Source organism: Marmoricola sp. OAE513 (genome assembly GCF_040546585.1).
Lineage (GTDB): Bacteria > Actinomycetota > Actinomycetes > Propionibacteriales > Nocardioidaceae > Marmoricola.
The window spans coordinates 1,768,903-1,783,331 of the sequence record NZ_JBEPOC010000001.1 but is presented as its reverse complement, the minus strand read 5'-3'; the positions used below and the strand labels follow the sequence as shown (position 1 = coordinate 1,783,331).

Genomic DNA, 14,429 nt, shown 5'->3' with positions numbered 1-14,429 from the left:
GATCGAGACGATTAGAGCACCACGAAACAGTTGCAGGAAACCCTCTCGGCGAATCTGGTCTCGAATGTCTAGGCATGCGTGAACGTGCAGTGACACCGAGGTCGAGACGGGCGCTGTTACTGCGAAAGGCACAATCAAGACGTGGAACCGATCACCGAAGCCGAGGCACGAGCGTCGTTCGTCAACTGCTCGAAAGGCGACGCGAAGCGGCTGAACATCCCGCTCGATCTCGACGAGCGCCCGTGGGCCGACCTGGACTTCCTCGGGTGGGTGGACCCGAAGGCGCCGATGCAGAGCTGTCTGGTCGTGCCCACCGAGGAGCACGGCCTGGTCGGTCTGGTGCTCCGTCGCAACACCAGCGCCGGCGGACGCCGCGCCAAGATGTGCTCGCTGTGCACCACGACGCACTCGGGTCAGGGCGTCTCGTTGATGGTCGCCGCCCGTGCCGGAAAGTCGGGGCGCGACGGCAACACGGTGGGCCTGGACATCTGCGCGGAGCTGGAGTGCTCGGCGTACGCGCGAGGACTGCGGTCGGCTCCGGCCATGAGCACGGCGCACGAGACGTTGCTGCCCGAGCAGAAGGTCGAGCGTCTGCAGCGCAACCTGCTCGAGTTCGTCCGTCGGGTGCTGCGGGACTGAGGTCCCGGGAGGTACTAGCACCATGGTCCGATGGCGGTGCGTACCGCACTGCAGGGACCGTAGGACCAGTCAGCAACAACGATCTTGGTAAGGACTGGTTCGGATGATCAAGTACCTCGTAGCGACCGGCGCGCTCCTCGTCGCCGGCGTACCGGCCGCCGTCGGCATGGCCGGCAACGACTCCTTCAGCCGGGACGTCCCGGTCCGGGTCCCTGAGCAGGCACAGACCAGTACGCCGTCGGCAACCCCGAGCTCGGAGGCGGACGACGACGGTACGCCGGACCGCGGACGCGGCGACGACTCGACCGACGGTCCGACGAGCGGGCCCACCTCGGGTCCGACGCCCGACGACCACGGTCGCGGCGGCCACGGGTCGGACGACGGTCCCGGTCACGACGCAGGCGACGACCACGGTGGTCGGTCGGGTCACGGCGGTCGTGACTCCGCGGGCGACGACTCCGACGACGACAACGACCGGGGATCGAACAGCGGACACGGGTCCAGCGGGAGCGGTTCCAGCGGCAAGAGTGGCGGGTCCGACGACGGTGCTGACCACGACGCGGACGACGACCACGGCAGCGGCGGTCACGGGTCGGACGACGGTGCTGACCACGACCTCGACGACGACCACGGCAGCGGCGGTCACGGATCCGACGACTGACCCGACCTGCAAGGTCCCACCACCCACAATGGATTCCATGACCAGCGATCCTCCGGACGCGCGCGCCCCTGAGGGCGGCGTCCACGACGGCGCCACCCGGAAGCTCTCCGGGCGGGCGCCGTGGGTTGTGGTCGCGCAGCGGCGCGGCGACCTCGACGGTGACGTGCCCGCACCGCGCCGGATCGTGCTCACCGTGGCCGGCATCGCCCTGCTCGTCCTGGTCGCCGTCAGCGTCCTCGGTGTCTTCGCCGCTCGGACGCTCGCGGAGCGGCAGTCGGTCAACGACGCTGCGAACACTGCCGATCTGCTCGCCGAAGCCGTCGTGCAACCCGCCCTGCAGAACGGCATCGTCACGGGCGACCCGGCCGCGCTCGCGAGCTTGCAGGAAGCCCTCGAGGACTACCTCTCCTCCTCGTCGCTGATGAGGGTGAAGCTGTGGTCCCGCGACGGGAGGATCGTCTACTCCGACGAGCCTCGGCTGATCGGACGGCAGTTCACCCTGGACGAGGAGGAGCGCGAGGTCTTCGTCCACCCGCGCACCACGGCCGAGGTCTCCGACCTCGAGGAACCGGAGAACGTCTACGAACGCGGGCAGGGCAAGCTGCTCGAGGCCTACCGCCCGGTGTGGACGCCCGACGGCACCCCGATGCTGTTCGAGTTCTACTCGCCGTACGACGAGGTCGACCAGCGCACCTCGCAGCTGTGGCGCGGGTTCGCGGGCGTGACGGTCAGCAGCCTGCTGGTGTTCACCGCGCTGATGATCCCCCTGCTCTGGCAGCTGCTCACCCGGGTCCGTGGAGCTCAGCGGCAGCGTGAGGCCCTGCTGGAGCGCGCGGTCGACGCGTCGGCCGACGAGCGCCGGCGGATCGCCGGCACGCTGCACGACGGAGTCGTCCAGGAGCTGGCCGGCGCTTCCTTCGCCGTGAGTGGCGCGGCGTCGCGGGCCGAGGGACTCGGTGACGAGCAGCTCGGTACGGAGCTCCGCGGCGCGGCCGACACCCTCCGGCTCAGCATCGGCGGACTGCGCACGCTGCTCGTCGACATCTATCCCGAGACGCTCGAGTCGGCCGGGCTCGTCGAGGTGCTGCGCGACCTCTCCACGACGTTGCGCTCGCGCGACATCGACGTGCACCTCGAACTGCCCAAGTCCGACCTCGGCCTGGGCGCGGAGGCGGACCGGCTCGTCTTCCGGATCGTGCACGAGTGCTTCCAGAACGTACGCCGGCACTCAGGAGCCCAGAACGTGTGGCTCCGGCTCGCGGGGACCGAGGGGTCCGGTGCCGTGGTCGAGATCGCGGACGACGGCATCGGCTTCGACGCCGAGGCCGTCCTGGGGCACCCCGAGGAAGGCCACTTCGGGCTGCGCGTGCTCGCCGACCTGGCCAGCGCGTCGGGCGCCGAGCTGGCCGTGTCGTCCGCGCCGGGTGCCGGGTGTCGGTGGAGGCTGACGCTGTGAGCGAGACGATCTCCGTGCTGCTCGTGGACGACCACCCCGTCGTCCGCACCGGCCTCGCCGGCCTGCTCGGCGCTGTCGCCGATCTCGACGTCGTCGGCGAAGCGGCCGACGGCGTGCAGGCCCAGGAGCTGGCGCGAACGCTCGCCCCGGCGGTGATCCTGATGGACATCTCGATGCCCGGAACTGACGGCATCGAGGCGACCCGCCGGATCCTCGACGACGGGTACTCCGGCGCCGTGGTCATGCTGACCTCGTTCTCCGACAAGGCCCGGGTGACCGAGGCGCTGACGGCCGGCGCCGTGGGTTACCTGCTCAAGGACTGCGAGCCCGACGAGGTGGTCGCCGCGATCCGGTCCGCCGCCGAGGGTCACACCCCGTTGGACCCGCGAGTGGCGGGCGCGCTGCTGCCGTCCCGCCGTACCGAGCCTGGCGCGGAGCTGAGCGCCCGGGAGCGTGAGGTGCTCGACCTGGTGGCCGAGGGGTTGGCGAACAAGCAGATCGCACGTCGCCTCGGGATCACCGAGCGCACGGTCAAGGTGCACCTCGGCAACGTCTTCCGCCGGATCGGCGTGGCCGACCGGACCAGTGCCGCGCTCTGGGCCCGCGCCAACCTGCGCCCCTGACGCCGAGCGGGCACAGATGCCCCGCGTGGTCGCGCCGAGCGGGCACAGATGTCCCGCGCGGTCGCGCCGAGCGGGCACAGATGTCTTGCCAGGTCGCGCCGAGCGGACGCAGATGTCCGCTCGTGATGTTCAGGCGAGGTAGCGGTCGAGTACGGCAGCTGCCGCACGCAGTGCATCGGCCGCATGCACCTGACCGTGCCCATCGAGGTCGGCGGCGGCGTTGAGCCGCTCGGCCCGCTCGCCGTCCACGATGCCGCGCACGTCCTCCTCGGTGAGGAGGCGACGCGCGACCTCAGCGGCGCCGAGGCCGTGGACCGCTCCGGCGATCGGGCCTTCGACCAGAGGCAGCTCCGCGTCGCCTACCGGTTGTGCCTCGTCATTGGCGATGGCGGAGAGCACCGTACGCAACACCTGGGCGACGTCCCGGTCGCGGTCGCGCATCGCCTGGGTCAGGTCGGCGCGCAGGCGCTCGACGAGGCTGGTCTCCATGGCGTTGAGGGTAGTGATCTCGACATCCAGGGCGAGCATCTGCGCCCGCTCGGCGTACGGGGGTGGGGCATCTGTGCCCGCTCGGCGTACGGGGGTGGGGCATCTGTGCCCGCTCGGCGTACGGGGGTGGGACATCTGTGCCCGCTCGGCGTACGGGGGTGGGACATCTGTGCCCGCTCGGCGTACGGGGGCGGGGCATCTGTGCCCGCTCGGCGTACGGGGGTGGGACATCTGTGCCCGCTCGGCGGCTACCTCGGGAACGCGGCGTCGTAGAGGGCGCGCAGCTCCTCGCTGGAGGGGCCGCTCAGCCCGCAGATCGACACGTTGCCGTCGGTGGCGCCGACGATGTAGTTCTGGCCGACCTGGAAATCGACGGGCAGCTCGCTCATGTTCAGGTCAGGCTCGTTGACGGTGACTCGGTCGGTGGCCCTTCCCGTGTAGAACCGGGTGGGGGGTCGAGAGTGACCAGCCCGTCTTTGACCGAGACAACACGCCCCTCGAAGGCGACATCCTGGTTTGCGGCCGTCTCGGGTGACGGCACCATGCACTTGCCGAGAGCAGGGCGGGCGCTCAGCTCGGTGACGGTCGAGCTCGTCACATCCGGGCGGTCGCCGGTCTCGGGAGGTTCGCCGTCGTCGTCCAACGTGATCCCGACACCGATGGCGATCGCCACGACAGCCGCGGCGGCTGCGCCGAGCAGCACCACCTTTCGCCTGCCGTCGGGGTTCGTGTCTTCGTTCTGGCCCATCGTGTCCTCCAGGAGCTCGTTCAACGCGGTCGCGTCGAGGGGCGCGAGCGAACGGGCCGGGTCGGCCCGGCCGAGCATCTGCCGGTCGTCGTCAGTCATCGTTCGCTCCCTTCGGTCCTTCATGTCCGGTGACCTCGTCGATCTTTCGCAGCTGCTGCTTGAACTTCCCCCGCGCCCGGTGCAGCCGGATGCTCGCGGCGTTCGCGCTGATGCCGAGCACGGTGGCGATCTCGGCCGGCGCCAGCTGCTCCCAGGCCCACAGCCGGAGCAGCTCCGCCTCGCGCTCACTCATCGCGGCGAGCGCTTCGCGCACCCGTTCGTCGGCCTCGTCGGTCGGCGCCACCTCGACAGGCGGGTCGACGATCGCGATCCGGTTCGCCAGCCGCCGTTGCCGACGTGCACCGCGCTCGGCGTTCGCCAGACAGTTGCGGGCGACGCCGTACGCCCACGGGAGCGGGTCGGAGGGGAGCCCGTCGAGGCGTCGCCAGAGCACGAGGAGGACGTCGCCGAGCACGTCGTCGGCCGTCGACGGGTCGGTACGCCGCGCGAGGAACCTCCGCAGCGGCTCGACGACCTCGCCGACGACCTGCTCGAACGCAGCACGTCGCGCGTCCTGGGTCTGGTCCACGGAGGTCACGTCATCCCATGTCCGGCACGTGCGGTGGTCTTTCGCCCGGTCTCCACCGGCTCACCGGCAGGTGCTCACGAACGGCTTGCCCTTCAACCGGTCGTCGAGGAACGTCACGGCCGCGGGGTACAGGCCGATCGATCCGCCGATGTGCTCGGGGACCAGGGTCGGCACGAACTTCACCTGCCCGCCCCGCGCGCACCAGTCACGATTCAGGTTCACCGCCTGCCGGTAGGGCAGGACCTCGTCGAGCACGCTGTGCCCGAGCATCACCGGCACCGTCGGCGCGGTCCGGCCGAGCTTCATGTCCGCGAGCGCGGCGGCGAACTCGGGCCGGGCGGTGAGCTCCTCGATGGTGCTGCCGTCGGTCGTCATCTTCCGGGTGGGGAAGTACTGCTGGGTCGCGATCGCGTCCGGGATGCAGGTGTCGTTCAGCCGGGCGAACCGCTGCTTCCCGTACGCCGACAGGGAGGAGTCGATCGGCAGGTCGGGCCGGCTCACCCGCAGGCCGATCGTGGTGTAACCGAGCAGGAAGGACTGCAGGTTGCCCTCGAGGTGGTGCGCGAGCATCACGAAGTCGGCGGCGGCAGCCCCCACGAACCCGGCGACCGGCTGCACGTCCGGTGCGTACGTCGGCTGGAGCTCGAGCGCGCCGGCCGCTGCGGTGCCGCCCTCGGAGTACCCGGAGATGACGACGGGCGCCGTACGGCTGACGCCACCGGTGCTCAGGTTGCGCGCGGCGCGGACCGCGTCGAGGACCGCGTGGCCGAGGTCGACCCGCTGGACGTACGGGTGGTCACCGGGCGTTCCGAGACCGGGATAGTCGGTGATCACCAGCGACCAGCCCTTCGCGAGCATCAGCTCGATGAACGGCATCTCGTACTCGGTCCCGAGTGCCATCTGCTTCGAGGGCGCGCAGCGGTCGGCGAGGCCCTGGGTCCCCACGGCGTACCCGACGACGGGGCGCTCGCCCCGACCGCTCCAGCGGGCGACCGGGGTGAGGACGGTGCCGGTGACCGCGACGGCTTCGCCGGCACGGTTGGTGCTGACGTACATCATCCGGCGAGCGGTGACCGGCACACCGATCAGGCCGGTGGGCTCGGCCTTGACGACCGTGTGCTCCTCCTTGACCACGTCGCCGGGCACGGCGCCGGCCAACGAGGTCGGAGGCGTGTAGAAGTCGACCGCGACCTCGGCGACCGAGGGTGCCGGCGCTGCAACGAGCGCGCTCCCGAGGAGCGTCAGGGAGGCGGCGAGAAGGCCGCTCGTGCGTCGCAGGGTCCGAGGCATGCGCCTCAGGCTAGTCCCAGGGATCCCGCTGGCCGGACTGCTGCAGGTGGGCGACACGCAGCCCGCGCCGGGCCCGGAAGGCCAGCGCACCGACCGCGTTGGGCGTGAGGTCGAGCCGCTCCCCGATCCAGGCGGCACTCCGGTCCTCGACCTCCGACCACCACAGCACCCGTTGCCACCGCTCCGGCAGAGCACCGAAAGCGCGGCGCAGGTCGACGAGGTGATCGGCCGGCTCCACGTCGGGCCCGGGCATCTCGGCCTCGTCGGGGACCTGCCGACGGAGCTCCTCCTCGATCAGCCGCCGCTGCCGGATCTCGCGCCGCACGAGGTCGAAGTGCGCGGACCGGACCGCGGCGTTGAGGTAGGCACCGACGTTGCGGTCAGGCCCCTTCCCGGCGCGGATCATGCCGAGCACCTTGGTGAACGCAGTCGAGACGAGGTCGTCGACGTTGTCGGGGCCGGCGAGGACGCGCGCGCAGCGCCGCGCGCTCTCGGAGTGCCGGCGGTAGAGCACGTCGACCCCGGCCGGGTCGAGACGTTCCCGCAGCGCGACGATGATCCGGACGTCGTCGAGATCGTCCCAGGCGATGGTGTTCCTCATGGTGCAGCTCCCCCTTGTTTCCGGTGCACCACGAGTCTTCGATCGGCGGGGTACCCGGCACATCCGCCGAATTGCGTGTTTCCACGGGGCAGGTACCTGCTTTCAGCAGCCGACCGGTGGGTAGAGGGGCGCGATCTTGAAGCGCAGCCGCTCGTCGCAGTCGCGGTCCAGGTCGCGCTCGAGGCCGGCGGCTAGCTCTGCCTCGAGGCGGCTCGGGTAGGGACCGGCGTAGTCGACGGCACCGGTGACGACGTCGCAGCACGACACGATGTGAGGGAGGTCGGCCTCCCGGACGCGCTCCCAGGCCTCAGCCTCGAGCAGTCTGGCCGAGAGGCGTTGGAAGTCGGAGCCGCTCAGTTCCATCGGGACTCACCCGTTCCCTTCCTGGTCGTGATTCCTTTCCCGGCCCAGACGCCCGTCGGGGGTGGTCGATGACGCGACCTCCGTGGTGCGTGCGGAACTCCAGCGTTTCTCCCCGGTACGGCGGACGCGGACCTCGACGAGGACCGGCCGTGCGTCGGGTGCCACGTCGAGCGCGAAGCGGGTGACCTCGGCCGGTGGGACGACGTGGCTCGAGCAGACGACGTGCTGCCGCACCCCTCGGCAGCGCCAACCGCCGGCGGAGGGCTCCCGGTGGACGAAGGTCGCACCGGCACCGGTCACCTCGACACGGACCTGGACCGCGCCGGCAGCACCCTTGATCGGGAATTCCAGGTGGGTCCACCGAGACGCGGTCCCGGAGATCGAGACCGGGACGGGACGGGCCAGTCGGACCGGCCCGTCGGTCCGGAGAGCAGCGGCCGAGGCGCTCGTCGGCGTGCTCGTCGTCCGGGCAGTCGCCCTGGGCGGGGTAGTGACGGGCGGTGTAGTGACGGGCGGGGCCGTGACGGCGGCGGTCGGAGCCGCCCGCGTCGGCCGGGCAGGTGCCTGGAAGTCCGTCCCGGGCCCGCCGAGCCCGAGCGCGAGGGCAGCCACCGCGGCGACGGTGGCGGTCACCGCGACGCCGGCGCCGACCGTCGCGCCCGACGACCAGCCCTGCGGAGGCCGGGGTGACAGCAGCGGCAGGCTGTCGACGTACCGGCCCAACGCGTCGGGGGAGAGGCTGGCGAACGCCGCGAGCGGGAGGATCACCAGCCCTCGCACGCTCGACCGCTTCTCGGGCTCGTGGTCGTACTCCATCTCGCGGAAGTACGCGTGCCGCAGTCCCTCGCGCGCCCGGAAGGCGAGCGCGGCGACGGCGTTGGGCTTGATGCCGAGCAGCTCGCTGATCTGGTCGTGCGAGGCGTCCTCCACCGTGGAGAGCCAGAGCACCGTCTGCCACCGCTCGGGCAGCGACTTGAGCGCCTTCTCCATCACCGCGCTCTCGACGACCCGCTCGTCCGGGCCGGGAGCGTGGTCGGCACGGTCGAGGGCCTCCAGGTCACCGACCGGCGTGGTCCCCGAGTCGCGACGTATCAGGTCCACGTGCGCGTGCCGGATCGTCATGATCAGGTACGCACGGAACGCCTGGGTCGGTCCGCCGCCGCGCGACATCGCCGACCACACCCGCGCGAACGCGTCGCTCACCAAGTCCTGGGCGTGGGCGTGCCCGGCGAGCGTGATCGCGAAGGCGCGGGCGGAGTCCTCGTGGCGGCGCCACAGCTCGGCGTACGCCTCGGCGTCGCCGGCGCGGGCCTGCTCGGAGAGCTCCTGGTCGGTGGCGGTCGGGTGACTCGAGGGGCCGGGGTGCATACGGGACTGACGGTGTCGCGTCGCTTTCCCTTATGGCGGCACCGTAAGCAACCGCCCCGCGGGAGCGTCTGGGACCTGTGAACCCGGGTCGGCAAGCCCATCGGGTTCATGTGCCGGGGCCCACAACCCGGCACGGACGGAGGGGATGCCACCCCCGGCCATCCCCTCCGTCCTCGGGCGCTAGCGAGGAGTAGTTGCATGAAGGACCTGGCGAGCTCGGGCGAACGACGCCGGCCGTCCGACGAGTGGCCGCACGGCACCGGTCTGTACGCCGTCCCGGACTTCGACCGGCTCGCCCCCGAGGACGTGCTGGCGCTGATCGTCCGGTGCGCCCAGGAGCCCGACGTGCACACCCCGCACGTCGTGGTGCTGCGTGAGGTCGACGGCGAGCGGATGGAGATCCACGGGCCGTACGCCGGCGGCAGCGAGGCGGTCGCCGTCGCCTACGACCTGCTCGAGACCTGCACACCGGGGAGCGGGGTCTGCCCGTTCGAGATCGCGGTGGTCCCCGCGACGTGACGGCGAGCGTCGTGACAAGGATGGATGTCGCCCGCGTCACGACGATCGTGGCGCTGGTAGGAGCGGCCGTGGTGACCGGTACTGCGAGCGGGCCGAGCCGGGCGCAGGGCGCCGCGCTCGTGAGGTCCGTCTCGAGCCCAGCCGCGGAGCGGGTGCTGTTCCGCGAGGACTTCGAGGACGGAGGTCCGAGCCCGACGCTGGTCACCGCGTCCGGCCGGTACGCCGCCGACCCGGCCTGGACGACCGCGTGCAACGGAGACGTGGTCGCCCACGCGATGCCGGCCTCCGAGGTCTCCGCCACCACCTGCACCGAGAAGTCCGCGGCGTCGAACGCGGCGGCGTTCGCCCAGATCCGTGAGCTGGCACGGGCGCTGGGCACCGGCCCGGTCGGGGAGCGCTCAGCCAACCACGCGCTCGCGGGCTACACCGACGGTGCCGATCCGGGCGCTGACCGCCTCGTGCTCGGCACCCGGCAGCCCATCGCGCTGCCGTCCGGTGCGGACGCGCACTTCCTGGCGGTCCGGCTGAGGACGGCGGCGGTGAATTGCGACCACCCGGGGCCGCGCTACCGGATCGAGGTCGTCGACGGGGCGGGCCACCCGCACGAGACCGGAGAGCCGCTCGACGGATGCGCGGGCCCAGGACCGGTCGTCGTCGGAGAGCACCGGACCGGAGCCGTGCTCGTCCCCGGTCGCACCGCTGGTCTCCACCTCCGCAACGCCAACGGCAGCGGCACCGGCAACGACGGGGCGATCGACGACCTCGCCCTGCTCGACGTCACGCCGACGCTGCGGCCGAGCTTCAGCCCGACGTCGGTTGCCCCGGGCGGGTCCAGCACGTTGACGTTCACGGTGCTCAACACCTCCGAAGCCGGCACCAAGCCGGGCTTCTCCGTGATCGACGAGCTGCCGGCCGGCCTGCGCGTGGACGCGGTCCCGGCGTTCGCCACCACGTGCACCGACGCCGACCTGACCGCGGTGGGTGCGAGCACGCTGCGGTTGCACGGATCACTGGCCGAGGGTCAGGAGCTGTGCACGTTCTCGCTGCGGGTGCGTGCCTCGGTGCCCGGGTCGTCCGTGATCGGCGCCGGGTATCTCCACGACGCCGCCGGTCTCGAGCCGGTCGGCTCGGCGACGCTGCAGGTGCGGCCGGTGCTGGAGCTCCGCACGTCGGCACGCACGGTCAGCGCCGTCGAGGTGGAGTGGACCTTCGAGGTCACCAACACCGGGCCCTCCCGGATCGCGACGATCTGGGTCGTCGACGACACCGCCGGACCCGTGGTCTGCCCGACAGGTCCGGTGCTGCCGGGGCGGACGGTCGCGTGCCGGGCGCACGCGCCGTACGTGCCGAGCGCCGGTGACGTCCGCCGGGGCGTGGTGCGTCGCACGACCGCGGCTCGCGGGCCGGGCGTCTCCTCGGTCGACGTCCGGACGGTCACCCGGTTGCGCTGACCCGCGGGGTGCGTGCAGCGCCGAGCTCGCCGAGGACGGCGGCGGTGACCCCGAACGCGAAGTACAGGCCCGGCAACCACGGAGCGACACCGCCGAGGCTGTCCGCGTCGCTGGCGTACGAGAACAAACCCGTTGCCGCGCCGATCATCTCCAGCACCGGGCCGACCAGGGCAGCGACGAGACCGACGTACGCCGCCTGGACGTCGCCGAAGGTCGCCCAGGTCAGGGCACTCAGCGCGAGGATCAGCACGGTCACCGAGAAGAGGGACGACCCGTGCAGGATGCCGGTGAGCGCGTAGATCGCCAGCACGGCCGCGACCGCTCCGATGCCCTGCTGGAGGCTGCGGTCGGTCCGCGGGCTCGGGAGTCGCAGCCGCGTCTCGGCGAGCACCACGGTGGCCACGCCGGTGGCGAGCGGGAACCACAACGGGCTGCTGCCGATGACCGGGACGGCGGAGTCGGCGTACCGGGTGGTGAAGGTGTCGACGTGCACGCGGTCCCCGACCAGGCCGGCGACGGCACCGAGGGCGAACAGCAGACTGCGGGTGTTCCAGGAGAGGCTCACGGGGGTCACCGTAACGAGAGATTCACACGCAGCGTCTTGCCCCACCGGTGGCACCTCGGGAGGATCAGCAGATGGTCGACCTGTGGAACGTGATCGCGGCCGAGCGGGGCGCGCTCGCCGACGACCTCGCCGCTCTCACCGACGAGCAGTGGAAGGCACGCTCCCTCTGCACCGACTGGACCGTGCGCCGGGTGGTGGGTCACCTGACCGCGACCGCACGCCTGACGCCGCGCCGGTTCGTCAGCTCCTTCGCCCGCTCGGGGTTCAGCATCAACCGCTTCGCCAACAACGAGATCGACAAGCACCTCGGTCCGGGCAACGTCGCGACCCTCGCCAACTTCCGCGGTGTCCAGGACCTGACCACCTCTCCGCCCGGACCGAAGCAGTCCTGGCTCGGTGAGGTGATCGTGCACGCCGAGGACATCCGACGACCGCTCGGGATCGCGCACACCTACCCCGGCGACGCCGTGCAGGAGGTCGCCGAGTTCTACAAGACCTCGAACGCTCTGATCGGGACGAAGACCAGGATCTCAGGGTTGTCCCTGATGGCGACCGACGCCGATTTCCGGCACGGTACGGGTGAGGAGGTCGCCGGGCCGATGCTGTCCCTGGTGATGGCCATGACCGGGCGCTCCTCGACGTGCGACGACCTGACCGGCCCCGGGGTGGAGACCCTCCGCTCCCGAGGCCGCTGACCTCCCTCCCTGCAGCACCCCGATCACAGGAGTCCCTGATGGAACGCTGGGCCGAAATCGTCCTCCGCCACCGCAAGTGGGTGGTGGCCTTCTGGTTGGTGATCATGGCGAGCGGCATCGCCGTGTCCCAGACCGTCACCGAGCGGATGACCGTCGACTTCAAGCTGCCCGGTGAGCCCGGCACGAAGGCCGCGGACCTGATCGTCGCGAACTACGGCAACGGCGGGCACACCAGCCCGGCGCTGGTCTCGATCACGGTGAAGAAGGGCGAGACGGTCGAGCAGAACAAGGCCGCCATCCACGCCGCGTTCGAGCAGCTCGTGCCCGACCTCGCGAAGCCGTCGAAGCCCGGCGAGAAGGACGCGCAGCCGGTGCGGGTCGTCGACCTCACCGACACCGTCGACGTCACCAACCCCGCGGGCGACCCGGCGTTCACGACGAAGGACGGTCGCACCACCTTCGCCTACGTGTTCTACCCGTTCCCCCGCGACGCGACCTCGGTCGTGCCCACCGACCGGATCCAGGACTCGGTCGACGCGTCGATCGCGAAGTCCCTCCCGGGGGCGAAGGCCGGCGTGACGGGTATCGACCCGCTGGCCGTCGGCGACGAGCAGTCAGGACCGGGCGTCCTGGTCGAGACGTTGATCGGCGCCGTCGGCGCGCTGGCGGTGCTGGCGTTCGTGTTCGCGTCGTTGCTGGCGCTGCTGCCGCTCCTCATCGCGGCGGGTCTCGATCCTGACGACGTTCCTGCTGCTGCTCCCGCTCACCTACGCGACCGACGTGTCCTTCATCGTGCAGTTCCTGGTCGCGCTGATCGGCCTCGGTGTCGCGATCGACTACTCGCTGATCCTGGTCACCCGGTGGCGTGAGGAGCGCGACCACGGCAAGGACAACCACGACGCCGTCGTCGAGGCGATGAAGCACGCCGGGCACGCAGTCCTCTTCAGCGGCATCACCGTCGCCATCGGCCTGCTGGCGCTGGTCGTGCTGCCGGTGCCGTTCATGCGCAGCATCGGGATGGGTGGTGCGCTGATCCCGTTCGCGAGTGTCGCGGTGACGCTGTCACTGACCCCGGCGATCCTCGGCGGGATCGGCCCGAAGATCGACTGGCCGAAGGTCCGTCACGAGAACACCGCCAGCCGGTTCTGGAGCCGGTGGGCCGCGATGGTCGTCCGCCGCCGCTGGTTCGCCGCGGGCGGGGCGTTCCTCCTGCTCGGCGCGCTGATCGTGGCGTTCGCCGGCATCAAGATCGGTGCGCCGTCCTCGGACTCGCTGGCCAAGAACGGGCCGGCGTACGACACCGTGCAGCTGCTGGAGCAGGGCGGGGTCTCCACCGGCTCGCTCACGCCGATCGAGGTGCTCGTCGGCACCGACGAGGCCACCACGGTGGCGACGAAGCTGGGTGAGGTCGACGGCATCGAGCGCGCGCTGGTGCCCAGCGGGACCAGCGAGAAGAACGGCAAGACCGTCGTGCTGGTGATCCCCGAGGACGAGACCGTCAACAGCAAGACCGTCGAGCCGGTGCGGGACGTGAAGAAGGTCGCCGACGACCTGCCCGGCGTGATCGGGGTGACCGGCTTCGGCATGGCGCAGGTCGACTTCCTGCACGGCGTCTACGGCAACTTCCCGCTGGTGCTCGCCATCATCACGCTGCTCACGTTCGTGCTGCTGGTGCGCGCGTTCCGGTCGTTGCTGCTGCCGCTCAAGGCGGTCCTGCTGAACCTGGTCTCGCTCGCGGCCGTGTACGGCGCGATGCGCCTGTTCTGGCAGGACGGCTTCGGGTCCGACGAGCTCTTCGGGATCCAGGAGACGGGCGCGATCACCTTCTGGGTGCCGCTGATGCTGTTCGCGTTCCTCTTCGGGCTGTCCATGGACTACGAGGTGTTCATCCTCGCCCGGATCCGCGAGGAGTACGACAACGGGCACAACACCGACGAGGCCGTGATCGAAGGGATCGGACGCACGGGCCGGCTGGTCACGAGTGCTGCGCTGATCCTGTTCCTGGCCTTCGCCGCGCTCGCCTCCGGACCCGGGACGGATCTCAAGATCATGGCGACCGGACTCGGTGTCGGCATCCTGCTCGACGCGACGGTCGTGCGGTCGCTCCTGGTGCCGTCCCTGGTCTCCCTGTTCGGCAAGTGGAACTGGTACCTGCCCGACTGGGTCGCCAAGGTCCTGCGCGTTCCCCCGTCGGTCCTGCACGACGAGACCCCGACCCGGGCCCCGGAAACAGTCTGACGACACGCCGCATGACCTGCGGGTGTTCGGGTAGTGACGGGAGGACCGTAGAACTCAGCCGCCACGGGTTTTCCCGTGCACTGTCCGCCAGGAGC

Annotated in this window: 18 protein-coding genes; 9 read left to right on the top strand and 9 right to left on the bottom strand. The window is 71.1% G+C overall.

Annotated features, from left to right (window positions below; translation table 11 throughout):
- The first annotated feature begins 141 nt into the window (after positions 1–141).
- The 4 genes from ABIE44_RS09100 (at position 142) to ABIE44_RS09085 (ending at position 3,379) form a co-directional block, all read left to right on the top strand.
- The gene (locus tag ABIE44_RS09100; RefSeq protein ID WP_209719195.1) at positions 142–639 is read left to right on the top strand and encodes an FBP domain-containing protein; all 498 of its coding nucleotides are present in this window, start codon (positions 142–144) and stop codon (positions 637–639) included.
- Between the two features lie 103 nt (positions 640–742).
- Entirely contained in the window at positions 743–1,300 is a 558-nt protein-coding gene (locus tag ABIE44_RS09095; protein ID WP_209719197.1) for a hypothetical protein, read from the top strand.
- 37 nt (positions 1,301–1,337) lie between these two features.
- Positions 1,338–2,756, top strand: coding sequence for a sensor histidine kinase (locus ABIE44_RS09090; protein WP_209719200.1), 1,419 nt, complete (start codon positions 1,338–1,340; stop codon positions 2,754–2,756).
- The gene (locus tag ABIE44_RS09085; protein WP_209719203.1) at positions 2,753–3,379 is read left to right on the top strand and encodes a response regulator; all 627 of its coding nucleotides are present in this window, start codon (positions 2,753–2,755) and stop codon (positions 3,377–3,379) included. The genes ABIE44_RS09090 and ABIE44_RS09085 overlap by 4 nt, the downstream gene beginning before the upstream one ends.
- Positions 3,380–3,508: 129 nt before the next feature.
- Here ABIE44_RS09085 and ABIE44_RS09080 read toward each other — a convergent pair whose 3' ends face one another.
- The 8 genes from ABIE44_RS09080 to ABIE44_RS09045 all read right to left on the bottom strand — a co-directional run bounded on the left by ABIE44_RS09080 (position 3,509) and on the right by ABIE44_RS09045 (position 8,866).
- Positions 3,509–3,907, bottom strand: coding sequence for a GatB/YqeY domain-containing protein (locus tag ABIE44_RS09080; protein ID WP_209719206.1), 399 nt, complete (start codon positions 3,905–3,907; stop codon positions 3,509–3,511).
- A gap of 209 nt (positions 3,908–4,116) precedes the next feature.
- Positions 4,117–4,257, bottom strand: a complete 141-nt coding sequence (locus tag ABIE44_RS09075) for a hypothetical protein (protein ID WP_354437956.1) — start codon at positions 4,255–4,257, stop codon at positions 4,117–4,119.
- 2 nt (positions 4,258–4,259) lie between these two features.
- Complete coding sequence (locus ABIE44_RS09070; protein WP_354437955.1) at positions 4,260–4,715, bottom strand: hypothetical protein; 456 nt, start codon at positions 4,713–4,715, stop codon at positions 4,260–4,262.
- Positions 4,708–5,244, bottom strand: a complete 537-nt coding sequence (locus tag ABIE44_RS09065) for an RNA polymerase sigma factor (protein ID WP_209719212.1) — start codon at positions 5,242–5,244, stop codon at positions 4,708–4,710. The genes ABIE44_RS09070 and ABIE44_RS09065 overlap by 8 nt, the downstream gene beginning before the upstream one ends.
- 60 nt (positions 5,245–5,304) lie before the next feature.
- Complete coding sequence (locus tag ABIE44_RS09060) at positions 5,305–6,534, bottom strand: lipase family protein (RefSeq protein WP_209719215.1); 1,230 nt, start codon at positions 6,532–6,534, stop codon at positions 5,305–5,307.
- A gap of 10 nt (positions 6,535–6,544) precedes the next feature.
- On the bottom strand, positions 6,545–7,135 hold the full coding sequence (locus ABIE44_RS09055) for an RNA polymerase sigma factor (protein ID WP_209719217.1): 591 nt from the start codon (positions 7,133–7,135) through the stop codon (positions 6,545–6,547).
- 102 nt (positions 7,136–7,237) lie between these two features.
- Complete coding sequence (locus ABIE44_RS09050) at positions 7,238–7,498, bottom strand: hypothetical protein (RefSeq protein WP_209719220.1); 261 nt, start codon at positions 7,496–7,498, stop codon at positions 7,238–7,240.
- A 6-nt stretch (positions 7,499–7,504) separates the two neighbouring features.
- Positions 7,505–8,866, bottom strand: a complete 1,362-nt coding sequence (locus tag ABIE44_RS09045) for an RNA polymerase sigma factor (protein ID WP_209719222.1) — start codon at positions 8,864–8,866, stop codon at positions 7,505–7,507.
- A gap of 198 nt (positions 8,867–9,064) precedes the next feature.
- On the opposite strand from ABIE44_RS09045, the gene ABIE44_RS09040 reads away from it, so the two are divergent.
- Together ABIE44_RS09040 and ABIE44_RS09035 are read left to right on the top strand one after the other, a co-directional pair.
- Entirely contained in the window at positions 9,065–9,385 is a 321-nt protein-coding gene (locus ABIE44_RS09040) for a hypothetical protein (protein WP_209719225.1), read from the top strand.
- Between the two features lie 20 nt (positions 9,386–9,405).
- Positions 9,406–10,836, top strand: coding sequence for a DUF7933 domain-containing protein (locus ABIE44_RS09035; protein ID WP_502912758.1), 1,431 nt, complete (start codon positions 9,406–9,408; stop codon positions 10,834–10,836).
- Here ABIE44_RS09035 and ABIE44_RS09030 read toward each other — a convergent pair.
- Positions 10,820–11,401, bottom strand: coding sequence for a hypothetical protein (locus tag ABIE44_RS09030; protein ID WP_209719232.1), 582 nt, complete (start codon positions 11,399–11,401; stop codon positions 10,820–10,822). The genes ABIE44_RS09035 and ABIE44_RS09030 overlap by 17 nt on opposite strands.
- A gap of 71 nt (positions 11,402–11,472) precedes the next feature.
- On the opposite strand from ABIE44_RS09030, the gene ABIE44_RS09025 reads away from it, so the two are divergent.
- The 3 genes from ABIE44_RS09025 to ABIE44_RS09015 are packed head-to-tail and all read left to right on the top strand — an operon-like array spanning position 11,473 to position 14,334.
- Positions 11,473–12,096: a maleylpyruvate isomerase family mycothiol-dependent enzyme gene (locus ABIE44_RS09025; protein ID WP_209719234.1), complete on the top strand. Its 624-nt coding sequence runs from the start codon at positions 11,473–11,475 to the stop codon at positions 12,094–12,096.
- Between the two features lie 38 nt (positions 12,097–12,134).
- On the top strand, positions 12,135–12,965 hold the full coding sequence (locus tag ABIE44_RS09020; protein ID WP_354437954.1) for an MMPL family transporter: 831 nt from the start codon (positions 12,135–12,137) through the stop codon (positions 12,963–12,965).
- Positions 12,877–14,334 carry an MMPL family transporter gene (locus tag ABIE44_RS09015; protein WP_354437953.1) on the top strand — a complete coding sequence of 486 codons (1,458 nt, stop codon included), beginning with the start codon at positions 12,877–12,879 and terminating at the stop codon, positions 14,332–14,334. The genes ABIE44_RS09020 and ABIE44_RS09015 overlap by 89 nt, the downstream gene beginning before the upstream one ends.
- Positions 14,335–14,429: the final 95 nt, after the last annotated feature.

What these genes read in the sequence shown, in the direction of transcription:
- ABIE44_RS09070 (WP_354437955.1), bottom strand. Translation starts at nt 4,715, where the DNA reads ATGACTGACGACGACCGGCAGATGCTCGGCCGGGCCGACCCGGCCCGT.
- ABIE44_RS09075 (WP_354437956.1), bottom strand. Translation starts at nt 4,257, where the DNA reads ATGAGCGAGCTGCCCGTCGATTTCCAGGTCGGCCAGAACTACATCGTC.
- ABIE44_RS09080 (WP_209719206.1), bottom strand. Translation starts at nt 3,907, where the DNA reads ATGCTCGCCCTGGATGTCGAGATCACTACCCTCAACGCCATGGAGACC.
- ABIE44_RS09055 (WP_209719217.1), bottom strand. Translation starts at nt 7,135, where the DNA reads ATGAGGAACACCATCGCCTGGGACGATCTCGACGACGTCCGGATCATC.
- ABIE44_RS09040 (WP_209719225.1), top strand. Translation starts at nt 9,065, where the DNA reads ATGAAGGACCTGGCGAGCTCGGGCGAACGACGCCGGCCGTCCGACGAG.
- ABIE44_RS09035 (WP_502912758.1), top strand. Translation starts at nt 9,406, where the DNA reads ATGGATGTCGCCCGCGTCACGACGATCGTGGCGCTGGTAGGAGCGGCC.
- ABIE44_RS09050 (WP_209719220.1), bottom strand. Translation starts at nt 7,498, where the DNA reads ATGGAACTGAGCGGCTCCGACTTCCAACGCCTCTCGGCCAGACTGCTC.
- ABIE44_RS09020 (WP_354437954.1), top strand. Translation starts at nt 12,135, where the DNA reads ATGGAACGCTGGGCCGAAATCGTCCTCCGCCACCGCAAGTGGGTGGTG.
- ABIE44_RS09045 (WP_209719222.1), bottom strand. Translation starts at nt 8,866, where the DNA reads ATGCACCCCGGCCCCTCGAGTCACCCGACCGCCACCGACCAGGAGCTC.
- ABIE44_RS09095 (WP_209719197.1), top strand. Translation starts at nt 743, where the DNA reads ATGATCAAGTACCTCGTAGCGACCGGCGCGCTCCTCGTCGCCGGCGTA.
- ABIE44_RS09025 (WP_209719234.1), top strand. Translation starts at nt 11,473, where the DNA reads ATGGTCGACCTGTGGAACGTGATCGCGGCCGAGCGGGGCGCGCTCGCC.
- ABIE44_RS09090 (WP_209719200.1), top strand. Translation starts at nt 1,338, where the DNA reads ATGACCAGCGATCCTCCGGACGCGCGCGCCCCTGAGGGCGGCGTCCAC.
- ABIE44_RS09060 (WP_209719215.1), bottom strand. Translation starts at nt 6,534, where the DNA reads ATGCCTCGGACCCTGCGACGCACGAGCGGCCTTCTCGCCGCCTCCCTG.